This window comes from Actinomadura xylanilytica (genome assembly GCF_030283145.1).
Taxonomy (GTDB): domain Bacteria; phylum Actinomycetota; class Actinomycetes; order Streptosporangiales; family Streptosporangiaceae; genus Spirillospora; species Spirillospora xylanilytica.
The window spans coordinates 425,276-449,893 of sequence record NZ_JASNWE010000004.1 but is presented as its reverse complement, the minus strand read 5'-3'; the positions used below and the strand labels follow the sequence as shown (position 1 = coordinate 449,893).

Here is a 24,618-nt window from a genome sequence, read left to right as displayed (position 1 = left end):
GATGGCCGCGACGACCCGCACGACGCGGCTCCCCAGGCTGGCCTCGCCGATCCGGGACCACCGGACCCGGGTGCTGGAAGCGCTCATCGTGATCTTCGTGCTGCTGGTCGCGGCGGCGCTGTACCCGGTGCTGGCCGGCCCGTCCGGCCGGAGGATCACCGCCTACTTCGGCACCGCGATCGGGGTCTACCCGGGCTCGGACGTCCGGGTCCTCGGCGTCAAGGTCGGCTCGATCGACACCGTCGAGCCGCTCGGCGGGCAGGTGCGCGCGGTGCTGACGGTGGACCGGAAGATCAAGGTGCCCGCCGACGCCAAGGCCGTGGTCATCGCGCCGAACCTGGTGTCGGACCGGTACATCCAGCTCGCCCCTGCTTATGGCGGCGGCCCCCGGATGCCGGACGGCGCGTCCATCGACGTGAGCCGGACCGCGACGCCGCTGGAGCTCGACCAGCTCTACGACAGTGTGCGCCGCTTCTCCGGCGACCTCGGCCCGCAGGGGCTGAACGCCAAGGGCGCGCTGTCGAACGTGATCCGGGTCGGCGCGGCCAACCTCGGCGGCAACGGCCGGGCCCTCAACACCACGATCGCCGATCTCGGGAAGGCGTCGCAGACGCTGGCCGACTCCAGCGGCGACATGTACGCCACCATCGCCAACCTGAACAAGTTCAGCGTGATGCTGCGCGAGAACGACGGGCAGATCCGGCTGGCGGAGCGGCAGCTCGCCGACGTCAGCGGGTTCCTCGCCGCCGACCGCGAGGAGCTCGGCGCGGCGCTGGCCAACCTCGCCAAGGCGCTCGGCGAGGTGAAGGGGTTCATCTCCGACAACCGGGCGCAACTCAAGAAGAACGTCGACGCGCTCGCCGATGTCACCCAGGTGCTCGTCGACCAGCGCGCCTCACTCGCCGAGACGCTCGACACCGCGCCGCTGGCCATCGGCAACGTCCTCAAGGCCTACGACCCGCAGTCGCGGACGCTGATGAGCCGCGGCAACCTGCTGGAGATCACCCGGGCGTTCGGCAGCACCAGGCAGCCGGGCGTGGACCCGCAGCCGTCCGACGCCCGCCCGGTGTGCGCGGTCGCCGCCGCCGCGACCCCGACGCTGCGCGCCCAGTGCGAGCGGCTCAGCCGGTCCGGGCTGACGGCGGTGCCGCCGTCCGCGGCGGGCGGGCTGCCGCCGCTGCCGCTCCCGGCCGCCGGCCAGACCTACGCGGGCCCGTCCGGCACCGCGAGCAAGGGAGGACGCTGATGCGCGCACCCAGGGCCGTCGCCGCGGCGCTCACCGGCGCGTGCGTGCTGGCCGCGGGCTGCTCGGTGTCGATCGAGGAGATCCCGCTGCCGGGCGGCGCGAGCCTCGGCGATCACCCGTACACGGTCAGGGCGCAGTTCGAGGACGCGCTGAACCTCGTCCCGCAGGCGGCGGTTCGCGTGAACGACGTCCCCGTCGGCCGCGTGTCGAAGGTGTCGCTGCCGAACGGGTCGTGGAACGCGGAGGTGACGCTGCTGGTGAACGGCTCGGTGCACCTCCCCGCGAACGCGACCGCGAACCTGGAGCAGTCGAGCCTGCTGGGGGAGAAGTACGTCAAGCTCGCCGCGCCCGCGTCCGCGCCGTCCGCGCGGCGGCTCGCGGACGGCGCGACGATCCCGCTGTCGCGCACCACCCGCAACGCCGACACCGAGGAGGTGTTCGGCGCGCTGTCGATGCTGCTGTCCGGCGGCGGGCTGCCGCAGATCCGGACGATCAACCAGGAGCTGAACAAGGCGCTCGGCGGCCGGGAGGACAAGATCCGCTCGGCGCTGAACAGCGTCAACACGCTGACCAGCACCCTCAACCGGAACCGGGGTGCGATCACCGGCGCGCTGGACGGGCTGAACCGGCTGTCGTCCACCGTCGCGGCCCGCCGCGGGCAGGTGGCGACCGTCCTCACCGACCTGTCGCCGGGCCTGAAGGTGCTGGAGGACCAGCGCGGCCAGCTCGTCGAGATGCTCCGCAAGCTGGACGAGCTGTCCGCCATCGCGGTCCGGACGATCAAGGCGAGCAAGGACGACACGGTCGCCGACCTGAAGGCCCTGTCGGTGGTGCTGCGCAAGCTCGCCGACTCGGGCCGCGACCTGCCGCGCTCGCTGGAGGTGCTGCTCACCTACCCCTACACCGACGAGGCGCTGAAGGCCGTCAAGGGCGACTACATGAACACCTACCTCAGCGTCACCGCCACCGGCGCGAACGACTGCGTCATCCCGCCGGTGAAGGAGGTCGCTCCGAAACCGGACATGGCCCGGATGCGGGCGCTCGCCGGCGGACCGGCCGGACCGCTGCCGGTGCCGTGCCCGGGGCAGGGCACGGACGGCGCGTCCGGCACCCCGGCGCCCGCGACCTCCGCGCCGCCCGCGCCAGCGCCCGCCGGGCCGCAGGCGCCAGCCGGGCCGCAGGTCCCGCAGGACGGGCAGCAGCCGGCGCTGCCGCTGCCCACGCTCGGAGAGGGGGGCTGAGATGCTGACCGTCGCGACCCGCGTCCGGATCGTCGCCTTCATCGTGATCGCCGTGTCCGTGCTGTCCTACCTCGGGCTCAAGTACGCCGACCTCGGCCGCCTGGTCGGGATGCGCGGCTACTACGTCGTCAAGCTCGACCTGGCGACCACCGGCGGCCTGTTCGAGGGCTCGGGCGTGTCCTACCGGGGGGTGACGGTCGGCAAGGTCGGCCAGATCCACCTCACCCGGGACGGCGTCCTGGCCGACCTGTACGTCGACGACGGCGCCCCCGACATCCCGCGGAGCCTCCAGGCGGTCGTGGCGAACCGGTCCGCGGTCGGTGAGCAGTACGTCGACCTGCGGCCGGCCGCGATGGCCGGCCCGTTCCTCGCGCAGGGCGACACGATCCCGCGCAGCGTCACCACCACCCCGGCGCCGGTGCACGAGACGCTGAAGAGCGTCAACGACCTCACCGCGTCGCTGCCGCTGGACGACCTGAAGACGGTCATCGACGAGCTCGGCCTCGCGTTCGCCGGGCAGGGCCCGCACCTCCAGCAGCTCCTGGACACCAGCGGCCGGTTCATCGCCGCCTCCGACGCCGCGTTCCCCGCCACCCAGGGCCTGATCCGCAACGGGAGGGTCGTACTCCGCACGCAGAACGAGGAGGCGGCCTCGTTCCGCGGGTTCGCCCGCGACTCGCGGCTGCTCGCCGGGCAGCTCCGCGCCTCCGACACCGACCTCCGCAAGATCATCGCGGCCGGGCCGGGCGCGTCCCGCGAGGTATCGGGGCTGCTCAACGACTTCGACCCCGGATTCGGGCTGCTGCTGGCCAACCTCACCACCACCGCCCGGCTGTTCGAGCCCCGCCAGGACGGCCTGGAGGAGCTGCTCGCCAAGCTCCCGGACGTCGCCGGGATGGGCGCCACCGTCGTCGCGGGCGGGCAGCTCAACTTCGGCCTGGTCAACACCTTCTTCAACCCGCAGCCCTGCACCCGCGGCTACGGCGGCACCACCTACCGGGACGGGGAGGACGAGTCCAAGGCGCCCGCGTTCAACACCAAGGCGCGGTGCACCGAGAGCCCGTCCAGCGGGATCGGCGTCCGCGGCTCCGCGAACGCGCCGCACCGGGGCGTCCCCACGCCCGCCAGGCCCGGCTCGGCCGCCCGCGCGGACGTCCGGTCGGCGCTCGGCGCGCTCGGCCTGCCGCCCACGCTGACCGACCCCGAGCCCACGTCCGCCCTGACCGGTCTCCTCGGCCTGGGCGGCGCCAGGTGACCGCGCTCGCCGGGACCGTCCGGACGACCCGGTGGCTCCGTCCCGCCGGGTACGTCCTGATCGCCGCCGCGGCGGTGTACCTCGTGGTCTCGCTCTGGGCGGTGATCCGGGCGGACGCCGGCGCGGGCGACGACCTGGCCGGGCGGCGGGACGAGCTGACCCGCACCGCCGTCCGGCAGATCACCCAGCTCAACACCGTCGACCCCCAGCGGGCCGATCTGGATCTGGCGCACTGGCTGGAGATCTCCACCGGTCCGTTCCACGACGCGCTGAAGCAGGACATGGCCGCCGCCCGCGCCACCTTCGCCAAGCAGAACGCGCCCGCCCGGGGGCGGGTCACCGCGCTCGCCGTCACCGCGCTGGACGCGGACGCGGGCGAGGCGACCGTCATCGCGTCCGTCCGGGTGTTCCTGTCGACGCCGGGCGCCGGGACCGAGCAGCGCAAGCGCTACCAGGTCGGGATGGAACGCGCGGGCGGCGGGTGGAAGGTCAAGACGCTCACCGCGCTCGCCCCCGGGGGGCGCTCGTGAGCGTCGACCAGAGCACCACGCCGCGCCGTCCGCCGATCCCGCGCAAGAAGAAGCCCGCCCGCCGCTCGATGCTGCCCGCGCTCAAGCGGATCGCCGCGCTCGGCTGGCCGCTTGCCGTCGCCCTCGCCCTACTCCTGGCGGGCCTCGCCACGGCGGACTGGGCCGACCGGCGGAGCGCGGCGGCGCCGTCCAGCAACCGCGCCCTGCTCGACAAGGGCGACACGGCCAAGGTGATCGCGGACGTGTCCGGCGCCGTCGCCCGCGTCTTCACCTACGCCTACACCGACCCGGCCGCCACCGAGCGCGCCGCCGCCACCGTCCTCACCGGACGCGCCGCGAGCCAGTACGCGTCGCTGTTCGGCCAGGTCAAGGCGCAGGCGCCGGTGCAGCAGCTCGCGCTGACCACCAAGGTGTCCCGCGCCGGGCTCAGCAGACTCACCCGCGACGGCCGCACCGCCGTGCTCGTGGTGTTCCTCGACCAGACCGCCACCCGCAAGGGCAAGGCGGCCGGGCCGCCGATCGCCGCGCAGCTCGTCGTCACCGCGCGGCACGACGACCACGGCTGGCGCATCAGCGACCTCCGGGCCGCCTGAACGGAGAAGGGTGGAATCCAGGTGACCGACACGAAGACCGCAGACCAGGCGGCGGCGATGGAGCCGGCGACGGAGGAGGCCGAGTCCTCGGCGGAGCCCGCCGGGAAGGCGGAGCCCGCCGAAAAGGCGGAGCCCGCGGCCGAGTCCCCGGCGGAGCCCGCTGAGGAGGCGGAGCCGGCGGAGGTGTCGCGGGAGGCGGCCCCCGAAGCGCGGCGCCTCACCAGAGACCCCCTGGTCAGGGTCGCTCTCGCGGTCGCGGTCGCGGCGGCCGTCGTGGCGGCGTGGTTCGGCTGGTCGTACTACGCGGCGTCCGGGGACGACTCGATCGCCTACGCGTCCGAGCGCGACCGCGTCCTCGCCGCCGCGGACCAGGCGATCGTCAACCTGAACACCCTCGACCACCGGAACGTCGCGGGCGGGCTGAAGGTCTGGCAGGACTCGGCGACGGCGCAGCTCTACGACAGCATCGTGCAGGGCCGCGCGCAGCTCGAGAAGGACGTCGCGAAGGCGAAGACGACGTCCAGCGCCAAGATCCTCGAATCCGGCCTGACCGAGCTGGACACCCGCGCCGGGAAGGCCGCGGTGGCCGCCGCCATCCGGGTCACCGTCACCGGGCCGGACGGCAAGCCCGCCGCCCGCACCAGCCGGCTGCTCGGCCAGCTCACCAAGACCCCGACCGGCTGGAAACTGTCCGCCCTCGGCCTGGCGCCCACCGGCACCTCAGGCTCCTGACCGGGAGGAACCCATGGCGTTCACGATCAAACTGCCGGGCGGCGCCCGCCTCCGCGCCGTCGTGCTCCTCGGCGTCCTCACCGTCGCCCTGGGCGGCACCGCCGCCTGGTCGGCGCAGCAGGCCGACGCCCTCACCGGCGCCGCGTCCGCGCAGAACGACGCACTCAGCGACAACGGCCGCACCAGCGAGGTCAAGGGCCAGATCACCACCGCGGTCAACACGGCGTTCTCGTACAACTACGCCGACGTCGGAAAGACCGAGAAGGCGGCGCAGGAACTGCTGACCGGAAAGGCCGTCCAGCAGTACAACCAGCTTTTCGCGCTCGTCCAGAAGCAGGCCCCGGCGCAGAAGCAGATCCTGACCACCACCGTCACCGACTCGGCGGTCAAGAGCCTCACCTCCGGCCGGGCCCGCCTCCTCATCTTCGCCGACCAGCGCAACACCCGCACCGACAAGGGCCAGACGAGTTACTCGGCGGCCGTCTTCGCCGTGGGCGCCCTGTACGTCAACGGGAAATGGAAGATCGACGACATCGACACCCTCGGAGCCTGACGCCAATTACGATCATTTGATAATGGGTGTCGGCGACGGAACGGCGATGCCACTTGAAGGTAACTTTCCGTGCCTGCTCGGTACTGTCGTGAAAGGGCTTGACGACTAGCAGCCGCTGCTAAGCGAGACTCACTCGGAAGAGGGTGCCATTGGCAGTGGTAGATAATCCAGAGAATTTCTCGCGGCAGTTGTCCGGTTAGTCTTGATTGGTGGTCGGTGGCCACTTATCTTCAGAAAAGCAGTACGGCGGGACAGGGTGGTTCCGACGTGGTGCCGGCGGACGGAGTCCGTCTGTTCCACGGTGAGTCCCGTTGGTTCCTCGTTGGCCCTAGGAGTCGCCCCTGCCATTCTGGCGCCTGCGCGCAGTCAGCTGTCCCTGCGATAAGACATGCCACCCCCTGAAGGGAAGCAGAACTGACATGCGAAAGATCACCCGGAACACCCTGACCGCCACCGCCGTGATCACCGCCGGGCTCGGCCTCACCGCCTTGCCGGCCCACGCGGTCGACCCCTGGACCGTCACCCCCGGCGGCGCCATCACCGGCACCCAGGCCCGTCCGCTGGTCGCCACCGACACCACCACCGGTGCCAACATCGTCTGCACCGTCTCCACGGCATCGGGCACCGCGGCGAGCGGCTCGGGCCTGCCCGGCGCGGGCATCGCCCAGCTGAGCAGTGTGGCGTTCTCGACCCCGGGCAACCCCAGCAGCTGGTGCACCGGCCCGGTGGGGATCGTCGTCAAGGTGACCGCGACCGGACTCCCCTGGAGCTTCAACGCCGCCACCTACGCCGGCGGCGTCACGACCGGGACCCTGACCGGTGTGAAGTCCACCATCCACGGCAGCGACGAGTGCGATGCGACCGTGGCCGGACCGGGCACCTCCGCCGGCACGATCAGCGGCACGTACACCAACAGCACCGCCACGCTCGCCGTCAGCGGTGGAAACCTCGAAGTCAAGACCGCGGACGCCGACTGCGACCCGGCACTGATCAACGTCGGCGACAAGATCACGCTCACCGGCGCCTACAAGGTCAACCCCGCGCTCACCATCACCCACCCGTAGCTCCAAGGGCTCCACGCCCTGACCTTCGGGCCGCGCCCGTCCTCCGGCCGGGCGCGGCCCTTCCCCTCGTGAGGAATCGCAATGCTCTGGAAGCCCCGGATCGTCACGTCCGTCGCCGGTGCCGCGGCCTTCGCCGTCACCGCCTGCCTGGTCGCGGGTACTCGCCCGGCGGCAGCGGACATCGGGGCCGAGATGCGGTTCTCCTGCACCACGTCGTCGGGCACGCAGGACGTGACGCTGCACGTCGGGGCGATCGCACCGGCCGCCGGGACCGCCGGCGAGCCGCTTCAGGTCGGCACGGTCTCGCTCAGCCTGGATGTGCCCGCGAGTCTGCTGTCCGCTGTGCTGGGATCGCCGTCCAGGGGCTCGTCCAGTACGCCGATCGACCAGGACGCCGCGGTCGGTGAGATCGGTGGAAGCGCACAGCTCGACGTTCGGGTCGAGCAGGGCGGCCGTACCCTGCGGGCCGGTTGGCCGACCTTCGCGCTGGCAGCGCAGTCTGCGCGGTCCGATGGTGCGGGTGTGACGAGACTCGTCGGCACCGGGATCGCTCCACCCTTGGTTCCCCAGACGGAGGGCCGGCTGAAGTGGGTGAGCGGCGGACTGGTTCTCAACCTGGCCGACGTCGCCGAGGGGCAGGGGGCCGCCAGGCGACCGCTGCGGTGCGCCCCGGAGAAGACGGCGACCTTGGGGACGGTCGCAGTGCGGCGGCCACCGCGCGCGATCACGCCCGGCACGGGTACCGCGCCGGCCGGGACTGCGGGCGGTCAGCCGAGGGCGGCGGCGCCCGATACCCGCTGCACGAAGATCCCGTCCTCGGACGAAGACCCTGAATACGACATCAATAAAGACCCTGAGCTGTACAAGATCTATCAGGATCCGCCCCTTCCCGGAGAGCCGGGGCAGATCCCCGCACTCCCCAAGTCGGCGGGGCTTCCCTTGTGTATTCGCAATGCCGGCTTCGCTAACATCAAAAAGGCCGGAAATGCGGTGCCGGTCGCGGCGGAGACGCTGCTGAGGCGGTCCACGGGTGGCTACAGCTCGATTCCGCTCAACTATTTCCAACAGTGGGGGTATGTGGAGGCGAAGCCCGCCGCCTCCACCGCGACCGTGCTGGGCTTCGGTTTCATGCCGACGACCGCCACGGCGGTGACGGAGCAGGTGCGTGCGCCGGCGAGTGGCCCGGGGGAGACCATCAAACGGCGCACCGGAAACTTCAGGCTGGATTTCTTCCCGAACACCGTCACGCCTCCGCTGGCTCCAGACGTTGAGGCGTGGATCAGGACCTATGTCGCCATGAAGGTCGGCAACGTCTCCGTCAACGGGGTCTCACTGAAGCTCGGTGAAAAATGCAGTAGCGAGCGTACGCTCCTGTCGCTGTACTCGTTCATGGGGAATGCGAACACCGGCGCGATCAGACCCGATAACGGACAGACCCTCTCCGGGAAGCTGACCATTCCGAAGTTTGCGAACTGTGGCGTCGACGAGGATCTGAGTCCACTGCTCAATGCGAGCATTTCCGGCCCGGGGAACTATGTCAAGGTCGAGTCGGGAAAGTGGTGCAACACGAACAGCCTGGACTGCGACACGGTCAGCCGTGAGCCGGAGACGTGGTCGGTCTCGCCCGGTGGGGATGTCACCGCCACCGCCAAGCCGTTCGTGGTCAAGAGCGGCGAGGAGGGAAACGAGCTGCGGTGCGACTCGGCGGCCCTGAAGTTCCATCTGGACGCGCGGCGGTGGAAGGAACGCTTCATGCTGAGCAAGATGACGCCGCGGTTCTCGAACTGCAAGGCCGTCTCGGCTGCGGGAAGTATTCCGGTCGAAATGACCGCATCCCCGCTGTATATGAACGGCCTGCCGATGGCCGCGGACGGGGGCATCCAGATGGAGGTCAACGGCGTTCTTATCAATGCGGCGGTGAACGCCCCGAGCGGGCGCTGCTCGATACGAATCGGGTCCTATTACTACGGTGATGGCGTGACCGAGATGGCGACCGGCCTGCGCGGAGGGTACGACAACGCCAGTCACACCCTCGCCGTCGGGAGCCCCGCCGCCAGTACGTATGTGACCCCTGCCTCGACGTGCACCGACGTGCCCGGGTTCACCAGCTATGGGACGGCGGAGATCCCGACCACGAACTTCGTCTTCAGTCCTGCGCAGAAGTTCACCAAGCCCTGACGTTCGGTCCGGCACCACCGGAGCGGTCGTGTAGCGGCCGACGAAGGAATCCAGAACAACGGGCAGTCCTGAATCAGCGGCTTCACCAGTCGAAAGGTGAGCACATGATCCGCTCTCGTTTCCGCACGTGCCGGCGCTCGTTCGCCGCCGCCGTCGCCCTCGGGACGGCGGTGGGGGCCGCGGCCCTCTCCGCCGCCCCGGCGGCCCAGGCCGCACGTGCCGACGACCCGGTGCCGGATTTCGACTGGTCCGACTGCCCGGAGCTTCCGCCCGGTGCGAACGTCCCGGGATCGATCTGCCTGCAGACCACGGCGACGAGTGGCAGTTTCACGCTGGGCGGTGTGGAGCACGCGATCACCAAGCCGATCACGGTCACGGCGGGCAGCGCATCCTTCCTCGGTGAGGGGTTCCAGGACCTTTTCGGGGCGGTGCGGAGTGAGGACTTCACCGTGGACCTCGGGCCCGGCATCGGGACGGCCAGTGTGTCGCTCCAGTACGCCGGCGGCCTCGTCCTGCGCGGCTTCGACACCACCATCGGGCTGAAGGTCAAGCTGAGCGGCGCGGGGCTCGGGGACCAGTGCACCATCGGCTCCGACGCCGCTCCGATCCTGCTGAACCTCACCACCGGGACGACCGCTCCGCCGCCCCCGAACCAGCCGATCAGCGGCGAGCCGTTCACCATCATCGGATCGATCCCGAACGCGGCGCTCCGGAAGGGGACGCAGGTCGACAATGCCTTCGCCCTTCCGGGGGCCACCGGCTGCGGGACCGGCGGGCAGTCCGCCGACGCCGCGGTGAACGCCGCCGTGGGCCTGCCGTCCGCGGCCGGACGGAACACAGTGATCTTCCACGAGTACGGCGCCGCGATCTCCTACTCCAAGCTGCCGTAGGCCACAGTCGACCGCGTCCGGCCGCTGCCACCCCGGCCGGACGCGGTCTCCACGCCGGCCGCGGTTCCGCAGGCGTGCGCCGGGCCCGGGTCCGCGGTGGCGCCGGAACCGGACGGTACCCGCAGGTCGAAAGGTCGGCACGTGAAACGCTCCCCATTCCGTGCGCGCCGCTGCGCGCTCGCCACCGCCATCGCGCTGGCCGCGGTCCCGGTGACCGCGGCAGCCGCGCAGCCCGCCGCCACCTGGACGGTCACCCCGGGCGGGGCACTGACGGCCGCCGGGCCGGCGCGGATCGAGAACGCCGCCCGCGGGTGGACGATCACCTGCGCGGACACCCGGCTGACCGGTACCGCCAAGAGCGGCGCGGGCAACACCGGCGAGCAGATCCTCGCGGTCGACACGGCCTCCTTCGGCGGCTGCACCGGGTCGGACGGCCTCGCCTACACCGTCACCTCGGAGAGCGCCCTGATGGAGATGGGCGCGACGGGGTACGACGCCGCCGCCGGCCGGACGTCCGGCGGCCTCTTCGGGTTCCAGGTCAACATCGTGCGGACCGACCGGTGCCAGTTCGACGTGGCAGGCTCCGGCGACCTCGGGACGGCGGACGCCACGTTCACCAACGCGGGCAGCGTCCTCGGCCTGGGCGGCGGCGACATGGGCGTCACGTTCGTGAACTTCGCGTGCGCCGCGGGCTTTGTCGCGGGCGGGGACGCCGTGGTGCTTTCCGCGGAGCTGCACGCCACTCCGGAGCAGACCATCACCAGCCCGTGACCCCCTTTATCGCGGACCTCATTCATCATCCGGTGACAACTGCTCGACGGTATCCCGTGCTTTCGTTGCCGCTGATAACGCCGGGACCGGTAAAGGCGGTCGGACTGGCAGTGGCTAACAAGATCTAAAAGTTCATCGCGAGTCGGTTCGATCGCATATTGAATTGCCGTGATAGTGGCCATACCCTCCCGGTAGGAATCCAGATCCGCCAGTTTATGCCACTCCACCCACCCGGTAGATCGAAAGGACCGACCTGTGAAATTCACCCGACCGTCCAGACGTGCAACCCGCTTCGCGCTGCCCCTGGCCGGGGCCGCGGCGGCACTGGCGATGGCGGGGTCCGCGGCGCAGGCCGCGCCCGCCGTGAACCCCGACCCGATCCCGGCGACGTTCGACTTCTCCGACTGCCCGACGCTGCCCGCGGGCTCCGACCTGCACGCGTCCACCTGCGTGTCGGTCGTGGTCACCAGCGGCACGTTCCACCTGGGCAAGTTCGACCAGGCGATCGAGAAGCCGATCAAGATGACGTTCGCGAACGCCTACAACCCTGAGACGTTCCAGTTCACGTCGGTCTTCGGGAAGATGCACGCGGAGAAGATGCTCGTGCAGCCGGGACTGTTCGGCGACCCGCTGCTGTCCGCGGTGTACGCGCAGCCGGAGTTCGCGGGCGTGTTCGACCAGCCGACCAGCGCCGATTTCAAGATCAAGATGGGGCTGAAGGTGCGGCTGGTCAACCCGATCCTCGGCTCGAACTGCCTGATCGGCAGCGACAGCAACCCGATCCTGCTGGACCTGACCACCGGGACGACGGCGCCGCCGGCGCCCAACACCCCGATCACCGGCGAGAAGGCCACGGTCGTGCGGACCACCCCGCCGCCCACCGTGCGGTCGGCCAAGCACGTCGACAACGCGTTCTCGGTGCCCGGCGCCAAGGGCTGCCTGTTCGGCGGCGGTGTCGCCGACTGGCTGGTCAACCAGGTGGGCGGGATGCCGTCCGCGGGCGGCAAGAACACCATGGTGTTCAACGAGTACATGTCGACGCAGGCGTACGACAAGCTCTGACCGGCGGCGAGAGCCGGGCCGTGCCCGCGTGACTCCACCCCCCGGGCACGGCCCCCGGCCCCCGATCGTCGGTCCTGAACGGCATCGCGACGTCCTCCGCCCCACCATCACCGGCGCGACGTTCGGCACCACGGCCTCGGGTTGCGGCTCCCTGTTCGTCCCCGTCCAGCTCGCCATCACCCCGTAAGGCTTCGCGCTCCGGGTAGGGGTCGGGCATGAGCCCGAGCATCGACCCGGAGACCGCGGCGGCGCTCGAACGCGTCCGCGACCGGCTGATCGACCGGTACCTCGGCACCGACCCCAACGTGACCGGCGTCGGCATCGGGTTCCGGACCCGGGGCGGTGAGCGGACGGACGAGCCCGCCGTGGTGGTCGGCGTCGTCGAGAAGCTCCCCGCCGGCCACGTCCCCCGAGGACGCCTGCTGCCCCGTGCCGTCCAGGACGGCGGGACGGAATGGGCGGTCGACGTCGTCCAGACCGGCCGGATCCTCCTCACCCGGACCCCCGGCGCCGCCGCGCGCTGATCCGGACAAATGTCCTCTCCGCCCGCCCGTTCCCGACCTGCCGGCCGCGTCCTGACGCCATCACCTTCTCACCCCTCAGGTGTGCCTCTTCGCCTGCCTGACGGTGAGCGGCCATGCCAGGGTGGCGACACTGTGAGGGCTGAGGGGAGTCGATATGGGGAAGCACAGTGAGCAGCAAACGTGCAGCGGGTGCAACGGCTCGGGGAAAGAGTTGAAGAGCGACGACGGTAACCGGCGAGAGGTTCCGTGCACGATGTGCAAGGGCTCGGGGAAGGTGTGATGTCGGCGCGGGACGTCCTCGGGTTGGTGCCCCGGGAGTCGTTCGTCCCCGACACGATCTGGGTCCCCGTGGAGGGGAGCGGCTGGATGAGGCCGCTCCATCGCGAGGACGAGCCGGACGGCTGGACGGAGCAGGTCAGGGCCGATCGCTCGGTCGTCATACAGGTGGACGACGGGGCGGTCGGGAAGGGCGTCTGGCCCACCAGTTCCAGCAGTGCCCCGCACGTGATGGCCGACATGCTCGACGCGCTCGACCTCCACGCCGGGATGCGGGTCCTGGAGATCGGCACGGGGAGCGGCTACAACGCGGCGCTGCTCGCGGAACTCGCGGGGGCGGAGAACGTCACGACGGTGGAGGTCGATCCCTCGCTGGCCGGCCATGCCCGGCGGGCGCTGGATCGGGCCGGTTACCCGGTCACGGTGGTGACGGGCGACGGGATGCTCGGCCATCCGGACCACGCTCCCTACGACCGGATCATCGTGACGGCCGCCGTCCGTGAGGTTCCGTACGCGTGGGTCGAGCAGGCCCGTCCCGGCGGGGTGATCCTCGTCCCGTGGGTGGCGACGTTCCATCCGGATGAGCCGCTGGCCAGGCTGGAGGTGGGCCCGGACGGCACGGCGGAGGGACGGTTCGGTGGTCCCGGCTGGTTCATGCCCCTGCGCAGTCAGCGTCTCAAGCAGAGGACCATCAGGGACACGGACGAGAGGTGGGCGGCGTCCGGGCGGCCGGAGGCCCGCCGGTACGGGGTCACCGTGACGCCCGGGGGACAGCGCGTCTGGCTCGACTCGCCCGGGAACCCGATCGGCTGAACGCGCGTTCGGTTCAGCCGTCGTCCGCCGAGCCGGGGGCGAGGTGGCGGCGGCGGGTGCGGGGGGCGGCGCGGACGTGCATGCGCTCGCCCTGGCGGCCGAACAGGCTCAGGATCTCGACGGGATGCCCGCCGGCGGCGCCGAACCAGTGGGGCAGGCGGGTGTCGAACTCGGCGGCCTCGCCCGGCTCCATGATCAGGTCGTGCTCGGCCACGATGAGCCGCATGCGTCCGGACAGGACGTACAGCCATTCGTAGCCCTCGTGGGTGCACAGGTCAGGGACGTTCTGGGCGGCCGGGATGACCGTCTTCCAGGCTTGCAGCGCGCCGGGCCGGCCGGTCAGCGGGATCACCGTCCGGCCGTTGCGGACCCGGGGGGTGAGGTGGACGCGCGGGTCGCCCACCGTCGGGGCGCCGACCAGCTCGTCCAGCGGCACCTGGTGGGCCGCGGCGAGGGGGAGCAGCAGTTCCAGGCTGGGCCGGCGCTGACCCGATTCCAGCCGGGACAGGGTGCTCTTGGAGATCCCCGTGGCCTCGGCGAGCGCGGCCAGGGTGACGCCCCGCTGGGTGCGCAGGCGCTTGAGGCGCGGGCCGACCTCGGTGAGGGCGCGGGCGATGGCGGGTGCGTGTTCCATGTCCTCATTGCACAGGCTCGTCCCGGAAATGGCAACAAAGCTTGTCGGTATCGCGCCGGAGAACGCACGCTACGGTCATGAGCGAATCGATGAACGACGTGGTGGTGGTCGGTGCGGGCGCGGCCGGGCTGAGCGCCGCGCTGGTGCTCGGAAGGGCGCGCCGCCGGGTCACGGTGGTGGACGCCGGGGCCCCGCGCAACGCCCCGGCGGAGCACATGCAGGGTTTCCTCTCGCGGGACGGGACGTCCCCGGCGGCCCTGCTGGAGATGGGGCGCGCCGAGGTGGCCGGGTACGGCGTGCGGCTGATCGAGGGCCGGGTCGACCACATCGAGCCCGGTTTCACCGTGCGCCTCGCCGGCGGCCCGGTGCTGCGGGCCCGCCGGGTGCTGGTGGCCACCGGGCTGCGCGACGAGCTGCCCGACATCCCCGGCGTCCGCGAGCGGTGGGGCCGCGATCTGCTGCACTGCCCGTACTGCCATGGGTACGAGGTCCGCGATCAGCCGCTCGGCGTGCTCGGCACGCACCCGGGCGCGGTGCATCAAGCGCTGCTGCTGCGAGGGTGGTCGGACGACGTCGTCCTCTTCCGGCACACCCTGGACCTGACCGCGGGCGAGCACGAGCGGCTGACCGCGCGCGGCGTGCGCATCGTGGACGGCCCGGTCAAGCAGCTCGTGGTGCACGACGACCGGCTGCGCGCGGTCGAGCTGGCGGACGGCCGCGTGTGGCCCCGCGACGCGGTGTTCCTCTTCCCCCGCATGGTGCCGCACGACGCGCTGCTCGACGGCCTGGGCTGCGAGCGGGACGAGAGCGGCCGGGTGGCCACCGACCCGTCCGGCCGGACGAGCGCGCCCGGCGTCTGGGCCGCGGGCAACGTCGCCGATCCCCGCGCGCAGGTGATCACCGCCGCCGGGGCGGGCTCGGTCGCCGCGATCGCCCTCAACCACGACCTGCTGGACGAGGACGTCGAACGGGCCGTCCTGGAGCAGACGCTCACCGCCCACCTGCACCGGACGGAGACCGAGTGAGCGAGGGAGGGCGCATGCCCGTCGCGGTCTACGTGCTCGCGCTGAGCCTGTTCGCGATGGGCGCCTCGGAGTTCCTGATGGCGGGGGTGCTGCCGGACATCGCCGCCGACCTCGATGTGTCGCTGCCGACCGCGGGCACGCTGATCTCCGCGTTCGCGGTCGGCGTGCTGGTGGGCGCCCCGCCGCTGGCCGCACTGACCCGGCGCTGGCCGCCGCGCACGACGCTGCTGATCTGCCAGGCGGCGTTCGCCGCCGCGATCGCCTCCGGACTGGTCGTGCCCGGATACTGGGCGGTGCTGATCTCCCGGGCGGTCGCCGGGGTGGCCTACGCCGGATTCTGGGCGGTCGCGGCGGCGACCGCGATCAGCCTGGTCCCGCCCGACCGCACCGCCCGCGCGCTCGGGGTGGTGGTCACCGGGCTCAGCCTGGCCATGGTCGTGGGCGGACCGGCCGGCACCGTGATCGGCGAATGGGCCGGATGGCAGGCCGGATACTGGGCCGTGGTCGCGCTGACCGCCGCGACCGCGATCGCGGCGCGGCTGACGCTGCCCGCCACCGAGCCCGTCCGGGGATCCTCCGACGACCTGCGGGAAGAGCTGCGCCTCGTGGCCCGTCCCCGGCTCTGGGTCGCCTACGGCACCACCATGCTGACCACCGCGGCGTACATGGTGACGTACGGGTACCTCGGCTCGCTGCTCACCGACACCAGCGGAATCCCGGTCGCCTGGATGCCCGCCGTCCTGGCCCTGTTCGGCGTGGGCGCGTTCGCCGGTCTCGCCATCGGCGGGCGGACGACCGACCGGTACCCGTTCCCGACCCTGTACGCGGGCATCGCCGGAGTGATCGGCACCTCCGTCGTGCTGGCCCTGCTGGCGGGCCACGCGACGGCGGCGGTCCCCTTGGTGTTCCTGCTCGGGGTGTCGGGGTTCCTCACCAACCCCGTGGTGCTGGCCCGGGTGTTCACGATCGCGACCGGCGCCCCGACGCTGGCCGGGGCGACCAACATCTCGGTGCTCCAGCTCGGCATCACGCTGGCGCCGCTGGCGGGCGGCCTGGCGATCGGTGCCGGTCTCGGGCTCGCGTCGGTGGGCTGGGTGGGCGCTCTCTTCGCCCTCGCCTCGCTCGCCGCGGCCGTGACCGATGCCCGCCTGCACCGTCGCGAGACCACCGCCGAGCGTCCACTCAGCCGGACAGAAGTGCCAGTGTGAACAACCCGGGGCCTCACCGGCGCCGGTCGTAGATCCCGACGGCCCAGGCTCCGGGCTGGACGGTCACTTTCCCGAAGGTGAAGGTCGCGGTGTCGACCCGGGTGCCGGGAGGCAGCACCCGCAACCGCCAGGTGTGGGCCCGTCCGGCCCACGCGGGCCCGGCCGACTGGCGGTCGTACTGGGCCAGGTGATCCTGCGGACCGCAGCGGCCGATGCTCGTCTCGCGGCCGGGGGACTCGGACTCGACCACGAGCCACGAGTCCGGGACGGAGCACCGCACGTTGTAGACGGTGTCCACGCTCAACGCGGTGAACGTCAGGCGGACCGGTTCGCCCATGTGCGTGTACCGCGCGGACGCGGCGAGCGGCAGGCGGAGGTCGCCGGCCGTCCCGGGGAGCGGCACCGCGGGCGGCAGCCGTACCGACATCGGCGTGACGTCCGCCGGCGCCCCGCCGTCGCCGGTGAGGCCCGGCAGCGCGACGACGGCGGCCACGGCGCCGGCGCTCAGCGCGGCACCGCAGGCCCGGCGCCGCCGCAGCGCGCGCCGTCCGCGCGCCGCCGCCTGCTCGCCCCGGCGGGGGTTGGCGGGCGGCGACGCGGTGCGCTCCCGGAGCATGATCGTGAGTTCGTCCGGCCCGTGCGCCATGGTCATCCCACTTCCTTGAGCGCCCTGAGGGCGGGGTCGATCCGCAGCCGGGCCAGCGCCCGGCGCTGCTGGGTCTTCACGCTCGAGTGCGAGCAGCCGAGGATCTCCGCGACGCGGGTGAGCGGCAGCGCCTCGAAGTAGTGCAGGACGATGACCGCGCGCTGCCGGGGCGAGAGCGCGGCCAGCGCCGTCCACATCGAGTCCCGGTCGTCGAAGGCCGCCGCCGGATCGGGGCCCGCGTGCTCGGGGAGCGCCGCCGTCGGCACCTCGCCGCGCCAGCGCCGCCGCCACCAGGAGGCATGGGTGTTGGTCATGATCCGGTAGACGTACGGCGCGGGGTCGTCCGACACCCGCCCCCAGACGATCCACGCCTTGGCGAGCGCGGTCTGAAGCAGGTCCTCGGCGCGCCCCCAGTCGCGGGTGAGCAGGTAGGCGGTGCGCAGCAGACGGTCGGAATGCTCCTCGACGTAGTCGGTGAAGCCGGATCGATCCGTCACTCGGCCTCCTCGGTCGGCATGTTCACAGGGACTACGCCCTGGAGACCGCCCACGGGTGACACCGGCACGGAAAAAGATCCCCGGCCGGACGTGCCGCTGCGCCGGGAGGACGACCGAGCAGCGGGAGCGGGAGTGCCGCGCCTATGGCTTGCCGGCCGCCTCGATTCCGTCCAGCAGGACGGCGAGTCCGACTGCGAAGGTCTCCTCGAGTTCGTGTTCCCACGAAGGAGCGGATTCGCCCTCACGAGTGGACGCACCCTCTTTGGCGAGCCGCACCGACAAGGGGAACCGCTCCGCGAAATCGGGCGCGACCTCGTTCAGCGCGGCCGAGCGGCTGGACCACCATTCCCGGTCGGACGAGCCGGTCGCCGTCGCCGCGTGCCGGGATTCGGCGGCCGTCTGCGCGGACCCGCGGACGAAGTGGAACAGCGAGCTCACGATGCCCCGCAGGGTTCTGGCCGGCAACCCGGTCTCGTCCAGGATGCCCACCAGCGTCTCCAGGACCTGCTGCTCGTGCGGGCCCAGGACCGGACGCGCGTAGGAGACCTGGAGCACCCACGGGTGCCGCAGGTAGAACGCTCTGAGTTCCGCGGTCCACGACTCCACGGCCGCCCGCCAGCCCCGGCCCGGGTCGTGGCCGGTGGACAGTTCGGCGTGCGCCCGGTCGTACATCAGGTCGAGGAGTTCGGCCTTGCCGGGCACGTAGGTGTAGAGGGCCATCGAGGTGCGCCCGAGGCGGTCGGCCACCGTGCGCATGGACAGCCCGGTCATGGTGTCGGCGTCGGCCACCGCGATCGCCGCCGCCACGATGGCGTCGAGGCTCAGCCCGGGCTTGGGCCCCGGACCGGTCCGCTGGGCCTGGGGTTCGGCCCACAGCAGGGCCATGGACACGGTCGCGTCCCCCCGGCCGGCGATGATGCTCAAGGTCCGAACTCCTTACGTCATAAGCTATCGTTCCTGTCATTAGTTTATGCCCTAAGGAATCAGACCAGGATCAGGGAGAGGCGATGACCGAAGCGGGACTGCACGACGGGGGCTCCGTCGAACTGGAGATCCACGGCACCGGGCCCACCGTCCTCCTCCCGGTCGACCCGCGGCCGGCCGAGGGGCCCCGGGCCGACGAGCTGCGCAAGTGGGGAATGGACCCCGCGCTGGGACGGTCCCTGATCGAGGGCCTCAGCGACACGTTCCGGGTGGTCGCGTTCGACTACGAAGGCCACGTCATGGAGACGCCCAAGCCGGACACCCTGACCCCGGGCAACGTCGCCGCCGACCTGCTGGCGGTCGCGGACGCCGCCGGCGCCGACCGGTTCGCCTACTACGGCTACTCATGGCTGGCGCTGAGCGGGCTCCAGTTGGCGATCCGCACCGATCGCCTGTCGGCGCTCGCCTTGGGCGGCTTCCCGCCCATCGGCGGCCCCTACGCCGAGATGCTCAGCGTCACCATGGCGGCCCACGGGATGTCGGGATCGACCCCGAGCGCCCAGCGGCCGGCCGACGACCACGACTGGTCGACCGTGGAGGTGTCGATGAGCGAAGCGCAGACCCGCCAGTTCGTCACGCTGTACCAGGAGCTCCAGAGCTTCGACGACCGGGCCGCGCAGGCCCGGCTCAGCAGCCCCCGCCTGTGCCTGGTCGGCTCGGCGGACGAGATCGCCTACGACGAGCGCTGGGGCGGCGTCACCGTGAGCATCGGGAGCGCGGTCACGAACCGGCGCGCTGAACTGGAAGCCTCCGGATGGGATGTGCGGATCCTGGACGGTCTCGACCACGTACAGGCCATGCAGCCCGCGAACGTCCTGCCGGTCCTGAGCCCCTGGCTCGCCTCCCACCTGACCCCCTGACCCATCCGCCGGACACGTTCACGCGTCGCTTCGGGCGGCCGGATGATGGAGGGAAATGAACGACGAGCCCACACGGGAGTCGGTGATGGCGACGGTGGAGTCGGGCCGGAGCGCGGATCTGCGCCGGGTGCTCAAAGACCTGCGCGGACGCGGTGAGACCGGCCGGGCGGTGGAGGTGCCGCCGCCCTCGCAGGAGTGGCTGGAGAACCTCGATGCGGTCGATGACGAGATCGTCGTGGACCTCATCGAGCTGCTGCACCACTACCCGCGCCTCGTGCCTCTCCCGACGCCGGAGCAGGTGTGGGGGGAGTCGCTGGACGCCGTTCTCCGGTTCGGCTCTCATTACAGCGCGTTCCATCTCGCGCTGCTGGCGCGGATCTCGCCCTTTCCGGACGAGACGGCGAGAGATCTCCTGCACCGTGTCCACGTCCTCGGGGAACAGGAGCTGAACGCGGCACGATGGCTGGTGTCCTATCTCCTAGACGGCTCCGAGACCAGGCCGAGCGCGGTGCGGGCGCTCGAATGGATGCAGGAGATCGAGGAGTTCGCGCCGATCGTCGAGTTCGTCCGACCGCAACTGGTGCCGGCCGAGTTGGCCGAACTGGACGAGTCGCACCAGGAGCAGCCTTCCTGAGGACGGCGGTTCTGAGCCTCGTGCGGCGCGGAACATGGCCGCCTAGCGGGGGACCCCCAGGACTCCGGCGGCGACCTTCGCGGCGGCGTAGGCGCGGTCGAGGGCCTTGACGCGGGGGCCCTCGTCCACCTGGTAGTCGGTGCGGACCAGGACGTTGCGGACGCGGAAGAGCACCTGGGCCGTGCCGCCGCCCCCGTCCTGGTCCCGGCCGAAGACGATGAACGCCTCGTCGCCGGGTCCGGTCAGCGGCCGGAAGACGACGTCACGTGGGCGGAGGACCGGGCCGCCGTGCCGGGACGTCTGGTAGATCCGCTCGAACTCCCGGGCCGCGACCTCGCTCCCGGGGCCCGCGGGGGTGTCGGCGATGGAGACGATCTCCGTCCTGGCGTTGGCGCCCCATGAGCAGGCGTCCCGCGTGGCGCCCTCGGTCTTGTCGTCGATCAGCACCGGCCATAGGGCGGGCAGTGGGGATCCGTCGATGCCGAGCCTCCCGGTCTCCTTCGCCGGAAGAAGGTCGCAGGCCCTGGGGATGTTCCGCACCGGCGGTTCCGGCGTGGGGGTGACGATCGCGGGCTCGGCGTCGGCGCCGAGGCCCATGTTCCCGGCGATGTCCGCGGCTGCGGCGAACGCGCCGTCCCGGACCGTCTCGGCGCTCAGCGGCTTGTGGGCGGTGGGGATCGAGAGGCCGTCGCCGCCCGAGTGGTCCGCGCCGCCGTACGCGACTCGGACGACGACGTTGCCACTCCGGAACAGGACCACGGCGTACAGGTCGGAGTTCTTTCGGACGTCGGCCCGCCGGCTGTCGAGGACGACCGCCTCGGCCCCGAGGCCGCCGACCTTCCGCACCGTTCCCCGCTTCTGGCGGGTGCTCTTCCGCTCGGTGTCCAGGTCGCGAGTGAAGGCCGCCACGGCGGGCCCGGCACCGTCCGCCTTGGTCACCTTGACCTCCAGCGTGCGGTTGCCGCCGCCCAGACTGAAGGCGATCTTGTTGGACTCCCAGTCGCACGACTGGGAGTCGGCGTCGTAGCTCTGCTCGTTCTCCTCGCCGTGCGGCGCCAGCCTGTCGCGCACCTGCTCCGACACCCCGCATCCCGGCGGGATCGAGGTGACGAGGGGCCCGGACGGGACGGTGTCGCGCGGTTTGAAGGCGGCCCTGAGCTGTGCGCCGACCCCGTCGACCCCGTCGCCGGGCCGCAGCGGCGACACCACGAGCACCAGCACCAGGACGGCCGCTCCGGTGCCCAGGCCGACGAGGAGCCACCGGCCGCGCAGGAACGCGCGCGTTCCGCTGGACATCACGTCCGGTTCCCCAGGACGGCCTTGGCGATACCGATGGTCTCCTTGTCCATCGCCTTCTTGGACGCGTTGTGCCATCGGTCGTAGTCGACGTAGAGCAGCATGTTGCGGTGGCGGACGAGGAGGCGGCTAGTCCGCGAGAGGCCCTTCCGGAACTCGAGGTGGTCCGTCCGCGCCTCGTCGCCCAGCTTCGGAGCGGGGGAGCCGTCGCCGCGCCAGCGGCGCAGCAGCGCGGTGGCGATCTGCGTGCCGGTCTCGCCGGTGAGCGGGCTGGGCGAGAACGCCCTGGCGTCGATGGTGAGCGCGGGCCGCTCGCCGTCGTCCTCGCTCCAGGCGCAGCCGCTCGTCATCGGGTCGGCGGTCTCCGCGCCGTGCCGGGTGATGCCGGGGACGAGCCGTCCGGGCGCGGTGAGCCCCTCGCAGACCTCGCCGGTGTCGCTCACCTCGCCGGCCGCGAAGGGCGGGGCGGCGACGGGCGGCTCGGGCGTCTCGGGCGGGCCGAGGCGGGTCAGCGCCTCGCGGACGGCCACCGCCGCGGCGCCCTCCAGTTCGGCGAGCGGCGAAACCTGGTCGCGGTGCCTGCTGAGGCTGACGGACTGCTGGGACGTCACCTGGAGGACGGCGTTGCGCACGCGGATGGCGAGACGGATCGTCTGGAGGTTCCGAAACGGCCACCAGCCGCGGACGATCTTCGCCTCGTCACCGAACCCCCCCACGGGCGTGCCCGGGCCGAGCGCCTCCCACCCCGGCAGGTGCCGGAACCGGTAGGCGGCCTCCTTGGTGGCGCTGTACTCCAGCCTGGTCTGCGGAGGCTCGTACACCTTCAGGTCCATGTTCAGATGACGGTTGACGTCGTCGCCCCGCTCGTTCTGCCATTCGCACCGCGGGACGGTCGCCCGGACGGGCGCGGAGGGCTCGACGCGGAGCCGCCGCAGCGTGCCGACGGAGACCGCGGTGCACAGGTTCGTGACGGGGCCCCGGAACTCGTTCGGCCGCCACGAGGCGGTGGGGGACGCCGAGGCGGTGGTCCTCCCGCCGTCGTCTTCCGAACAGCCGCACACGAGCAGTGCCGCCGCCAGGGCCGCCGTTCCCGCCGCTCTCCGTATTGGCATCGAACTCTCTCTTCCGTTTCCCCTGAGACGGGACACGGCGGCGGGGAGTTCGGACGGGTTCGCGGCAGGTGCGTGCGGTAGGTACGCGTACGGCGCCGGGCTCGTCCGGGCCGGGGGAACGGTCAGCCGTCCTCCGCGTCCTGCGTCAGGGCGTCGACTGCCCGTCGCAGGACGGCGGCGCGGGTCTCCGGCGTTCTCGTCTTCATGAGGCGGAGCAGCACGGCGTACCGGTCGGTTCCACTGAGACGGTCGAAGGCGTCCTTCGCGCGCGGGTCGCGTTCGAGTGCGGCGACCAGATCGGGCGGGACGGTCGCGTTCCGCTGCGACGCGTACGCGGCGTCCCACCGCCCGTCCGCCTTGGCGGCGGTGATGGCCGCCAGGCCGGACGGCCGCATCCGCCCGGCCGCGATGAGCATCTCGGCCTTGTCGACGTTGATCTTCGACCAGGGGCTCTTCGCCCGGCGCGGCGAGTACCGCTGGAGCGAGTAGGTCTCGTCGCACGACCTGGAGTGGCTGTCGATCCAGCCGTAGCAGAGGGCGACGTCGAGCGCCTGCGCGCGGGTGACCGTCGTCCGCCCCGAGTTCTTCTTGGCGAGCTTCAGCCAGATCTCGGCGCGGTCGTGGTGATCGGCGAGCCAGGACTCCCACTGGGACGCGTCCTCGAACACCAGGACCACGGAGTCGGCGGGCATGGGCATGGTCGTTCCCTTCGTCGGCCTGGCCCAGACGCTAGGGGTCATATAGGACCGTTCCGGTCCTCGATGGCCGGCGGGCCGGGAGCGGACCCCGTCGGACGTTACGACGCCGCGGCCGGCTGGGCGGGCCGTCCGGTCGAGCGCGGACGCAGCCCAGGCGCCAGCGCCAGCGTGACCGCGACGGACGCCGCCGCCATGACGGCCATCGCCGTCGACGCCGAGGTGCGCTCGGCCACGGCGCCCGCGAGGAGGGCGCCCACGCCCTGCATGGTCAGCATGCCGGAGGAGTGCAGCCCGAGCGCGTGCCCGCTCATGTCGTCCGGCGTCAGCGACATCAGCCGCTCCTGGAGCAGCAGGCCGGACGCGTACCCGAACGTGGCGAGCACGACCGCCGCGATCGCGACGGGCAGCGCCGGGTCCAGCGCGAAGACCAGGTACGGCGTGGCCAGCAGCAGGCACAGCGGGACGCCGAGCCGCTCCCGCCACCACCGCGGGACGAACCGTCCGGTCAGGGTGTCGCCGGCCAGCATGCCGACCGCGCCGCAGGCGAACAGCAGGCCCGCGTGCCGCGGCGAGTAGGGCACGTACAGGGACTCGCAGCCGACGATCAGCCCGTTCGGCACCCAGAGGGCGAGGAAGACGTAGCGGCGCGGCTTGGACGACCACAGCCGCGCGTTGTCCCGCCAGGTGTCGGCGGCGGACGCGCGCCCGGCAACGCGCGGCGGGCGGCGGGTGAGGCCGAAGCGGGCGACGGCGGCGGCGGCGAGGTAGAGCGCCGCGCCGGCGAGCAGCGTGCCGCGCGCCGACAGGAAGGCCAGGAGCACGCCGCCGAGCGCGAACCCGCAGATCTGCATGATGCCGGACGACATGTTGAGCACCGACCGGCCGAGCAGGTAGCCGTCCCGGGCGAGGATCTCGTTCAGCAGCCCGTACCGCACCCCGCCGCCGACCGAGGCGGTCACGCCGAGCCCGAGGAGGACGGCGAACACCGCCCACACGGGCAGGCCGGGGACCGCCTGGACGGCGGTGCCGACGCCGAACAGCAGCGCCAGGCCCGCGAGCGCGGCGCGCGGCGGCAGCCGGTCGGCCGCCGACAGCAGCGTGGCCGCGCCGAGCACCTGGGGGAGGGACTGGCCGAACATGGCGAGCCCGGAGAGCAGCGGCGAGCCGGTCGCCTTGTAGATCATCGTGCCGAGGGCCAGGCCGCTCACCGTCTGGCCCGCCACCTGCCCGGCGGAGGTGAGGAAGAGCGGCGTGAACTCCGGCGTTCGGAAGAGTTCGCGGTAGGTGCGCATGGCC

27 protein-coding genes are annotated in these 24,618 nt (G+C 72.0%); 19 read left to right on the top strand and 8 right to left on the bottom strand.

Translation table 11 applies throughout. The features are described from left to right. Position 1: 1 nt before the first annotated feature. The 15 genes from QP090_RS25810 to QP090_RS25740 all read left to right on the top strand — a co-directional run bounded on the left by QP090_RS25810 (position 2) and on the right by QP090_RS25740 (position 13,728). Positions 2-1,246: an MCE family protein gene (locus QP090_RS25810; protein WP_285941990.1), complete on the top strand. Its 1,245-nt coding sequence runs from the start codon at positions 2-4 to the stop codon at positions 1,244-1,246. Beyond that, on the top strand, positions 1,246-2,487 hold the full coding sequence (locus QP090_RS25805; RefSeq protein ID WP_285941989.1) for an MCE family protein: 1,242 nt from the start codon (positions 1,246-1,248) through the stop codon (positions 2,485-2,487). Before QP090_RS25810 ends, QP090_RS25805 begins: the two co-directional genes overlap by 1 nt. Position 2,488: 1 nt before the next feature. Further along, positions 2,489-3,742: an MCE family protein gene (locus QP090_RS25800; RefSeq protein ID WP_285941988.1), complete on the top strand. Its 1,254-nt coding sequence runs from the start codon at positions 2,489-2,491 to the stop codon at positions 3,740-3,742. Beyond that, complete coding sequence (locus tag QP090_RS25795) at positions 3,739-4,272, top strand: hypothetical protein (protein ID WP_285941987.1); 534 nt, start codon at positions 3,739-3,741, stop codon at positions 4,270-4,272. Before QP090_RS25800 ends, QP090_RS25795 begins: the two co-directional genes overlap by 4 nt. After that, complete coding sequence (locus QP090_RS25790; RefSeq protein WP_285941986.1) at positions 4,269-4,865, top strand: hypothetical protein; 597 nt, start codon at positions 4,269-4,271, stop codon at positions 4,863-4,865. The genes QP090_RS25795 and QP090_RS25790 overlap by 4 nt, the downstream gene beginning before the upstream one ends. A 21-nt stretch (positions 4,866-4,886) precedes the next feature. After that, the gene (locus QP090_RS25785) at positions 4,887-5,597 is read left to right on the top strand and encodes an Rv1363c family protein (protein ID WP_285941985.1); all 711 of its coding nucleotides are present in this window, start codon (positions 4,887-4,889) and stop codon (positions 5,595-5,597) included. A gap of 13 nt (positions 5,598-5,610) precedes the next feature. After that, positions 5,611-6,150, top strand: a complete 540-nt coding sequence (locus tag QP090_RS25780; RefSeq protein ID WP_285941984.1) for a VirB8 family type IV secretion system protein — start codon at positions 5,611-5,613, stop codon at positions 6,148-6,150. Positions 6,151-6,569: 419 nt separating this feature from the next. Further along, positions 6,570-7,214 carry a hypothetical protein gene (locus tag QP090_RS25775; RefSeq protein ID WP_285941983.1) on the top strand — a complete coding sequence of 215 codons (645 nt, stop codon included), beginning with the start codon at positions 6,570-6,572 and terminating at the stop codon, positions 7,212-7,214. Between the two features lie 81 nt (positions 7,215-7,295). Further along, positions 7,296-9,392, top strand: coding sequence for a hypothetical protein (locus tag QP090_RS25770; RefSeq protein WP_285941982.1), 2,097 nt, complete (start codon positions 7,296-7,298; stop codon positions 9,390-9,392). A gap of 104 nt (positions 9,393-9,496) precedes the next feature. Continuing rightward, positions 9,497-10,282, top strand: coding sequence for a hypothetical protein (locus tag QP090_RS25765; RefSeq protein WP_285941981.1), 786 nt, complete (start codon positions 9,497-9,499; stop codon positions 10,280-10,282). A 141-nt stretch (positions 10,283-10,423) separates the two neighbouring features. After that, complete coding sequence (locus QP090_RS25760; RefSeq protein ID WP_285941980.1) at positions 10,424-11,053, top strand: hypothetical protein; 630 nt, start codon at positions 10,424-10,426, stop codon at positions 11,051-11,053. A gap of 255 nt (positions 11,054-11,308) precedes the next feature. Continuing rightward, complete coding sequence (locus tag QP090_RS25755) at positions 11,309-12,115, top strand: hypothetical protein (protein ID WP_285941979.1); 807 nt, start codon at positions 11,309-11,311, stop codon at positions 12,113-12,115. A gap of 28 nt (positions 12,116-12,143) precedes the next feature. Next, positions 12,144-12,302: a hypothetical protein gene (locus QP090_RS25750; RefSeq protein WP_285941978.1), complete on the top strand. Its 159-nt coding sequence runs from the start codon at positions 12,144-12,146 to the stop codon at positions 12,300-12,302. Positions 12,303-12,330: 28 nt separating this feature from the next. Then, positions 12,331-12,639, top strand: coding sequence for a hypothetical protein (locus QP090_RS25745; RefSeq protein WP_285941977.1), 309 nt, complete (start codon positions 12,331-12,333; stop codon positions 12,637-12,639). A 279-nt stretch (positions 12,640-12,918) separates the two neighbouring features. Further along, complete coding sequence (locus QP090_RS25740) at positions 12,919-13,728, top strand: rRNA adenine N-6-methyltransferase family protein (protein ID WP_285941976.1); 810 nt, start codon at positions 12,919-12,921, stop codon at positions 13,726-13,728. A 13-nt stretch (positions 13,729-13,741) separates the two neighbouring features. On the opposite strand, the gene QP090_RS25735 is transcribed toward QP090_RS25740, so the two are convergent. Next, a complete protein-coding gene (locus QP090_RS25735) occupies positions 13,742-14,362 on the bottom strand; it encodes a helix-turn-helix domain-containing protein (RefSeq protein WP_285941975.1) in 621 nt (206 codons plus the stop codon). 77 nt (positions 14,363-14,439) lie between these two features. On the opposite strand from QP090_RS25735, the gene QP090_RS25730 reads away from it, so the two are divergent. Both QP090_RS25730 and QP090_RS25725 read left to right on the top strand, forming a co-directional pair. Next, entirely contained in the window at positions 14,440-15,387 is a 948-nt protein-coding gene (locus tag QP090_RS25730; RefSeq protein ID WP_285941974.1) for an NAD(P)/FAD-dependent oxidoreductase, read from the top strand. A 14-nt stretch (positions 15,388-15,401) separates the two neighbouring features. Then, entirely contained in the window at positions 15,402-16,595 is a 1,194-nt protein-coding gene (locus QP090_RS25725; RefSeq protein ID WP_285941973.1) for a Cmx/CmrA family chloramphenicol efflux MFS transporter, read from the top strand. 13 nt (positions 16,596-16,608) lie between these two features. Here the strand turns inward: QP090_RS25725 and QP090_RS25720 are convergent, their stop codons facing one another. The 3 genes from QP090_RS25720 to QP090_RS25710 form a co-directional block, all read right to left on the bottom strand. Further along, a complete protein-coding gene (locus tag QP090_RS25720) occupies positions 16,609-17,247 on the bottom strand; it encodes a hypothetical protein (protein WP_285941972.1) in 639 nt (212 codons plus the stop codon). Continuing rightward, positions 17,244-17,738 carry a SigE family RNA polymerase sigma factor gene (locus QP090_RS25715; RefSeq protein ID WP_285941971.1) on the bottom strand — a complete coding sequence of 165 codons (495 nt, stop codon included), beginning with the start codon at positions 17,736-17,738 and terminating at the stop codon, positions 17,244-17,246. The genes QP090_RS25720 and QP090_RS25715 overlap by 4 nt, the downstream gene beginning before the upstream one ends. 141 nt (positions 17,739-17,879) lie before the next feature. Then, positions 17,880-18,662, bottom strand: a complete 783-nt coding sequence (locus QP090_RS25710; protein WP_285941970.1) for a TetR/AcrR family transcriptional regulator C-terminal domain-containing protein — start codon at positions 18,660-18,662, stop codon at positions 17,880-17,882. An 83-nt stretch (positions 18,663-18,745) separates the two neighbouring features. On the opposite strand from QP090_RS25710, the gene QP090_RS25705 reads away from it, so the two are divergent. Then, a complete protein-coding gene (locus QP090_RS25705) occupies positions 18,746-19,582 on the top strand; it encodes an alpha/beta fold hydrolase (protein ID WP_285941969.1) in 837 nt (278 codons plus the stop codon). A gap of 55 nt (positions 19,583-19,637) precedes the next feature. Continuing rightward, complete coding sequence (locus tag QP090_RS25700; protein ID WP_285941968.1) at positions 19,638-20,216, top strand: hypothetical protein; 579 nt, start codon at positions 19,638-19,640, stop codon at positions 20,214-20,216. 42 nt (positions 20,217-20,258) lie between these two features. Here the strand turns inward: QP090_RS25700 and QP090_RS25695 are convergent, their stop codons facing one another. From QP090_RS25695 to QP090_RS25680, 4 genes are all read right to left on the bottom strand, one after another. Continuing rightward, positions 20,259-21,512 (bottom strand): hypothetical protein, encoded by a 1,254-nt coding sequence (locus QP090_RS25695; protein WP_285941967.1) that lies wholly within the window; start codon positions 21,510-21,512, stop codon positions 20,259-20,261. Continuing rightward, positions 21,512-22,624 (bottom strand): hypothetical protein, encoded by a 1,113-nt coding sequence (locus QP090_RS25690; protein WP_285941966.1) that lies wholly within the window; start codon positions 22,622-22,624, stop codon positions 21,512-21,514. Before QP090_RS25690 ends, QP090_RS25695 begins: the two co-directional genes overlap by 1 nt. 122 nt (positions 22,625-22,746) lie before the next feature. After that, positions 22,747-23,322, bottom strand: a complete 576-nt coding sequence (locus QP090_RS25685; RefSeq protein ID WP_285941965.1) for a YdeI/OmpD-associated family protein — start codon at positions 23,320-23,322, stop codon at positions 22,747-22,749. A gap of 98 nt (positions 23,323-23,420) precedes the next feature. Next, a complete protein-coding gene (locus QP090_RS25680; RefSeq protein WP_285941964.1) occupies positions 23,421-24,614 on the bottom strand; it encodes an MFS transporter in 1,194 nt (397 codons plus the stop codon). Positions 24,615-24,618: the final 4 nt, after the last annotated feature.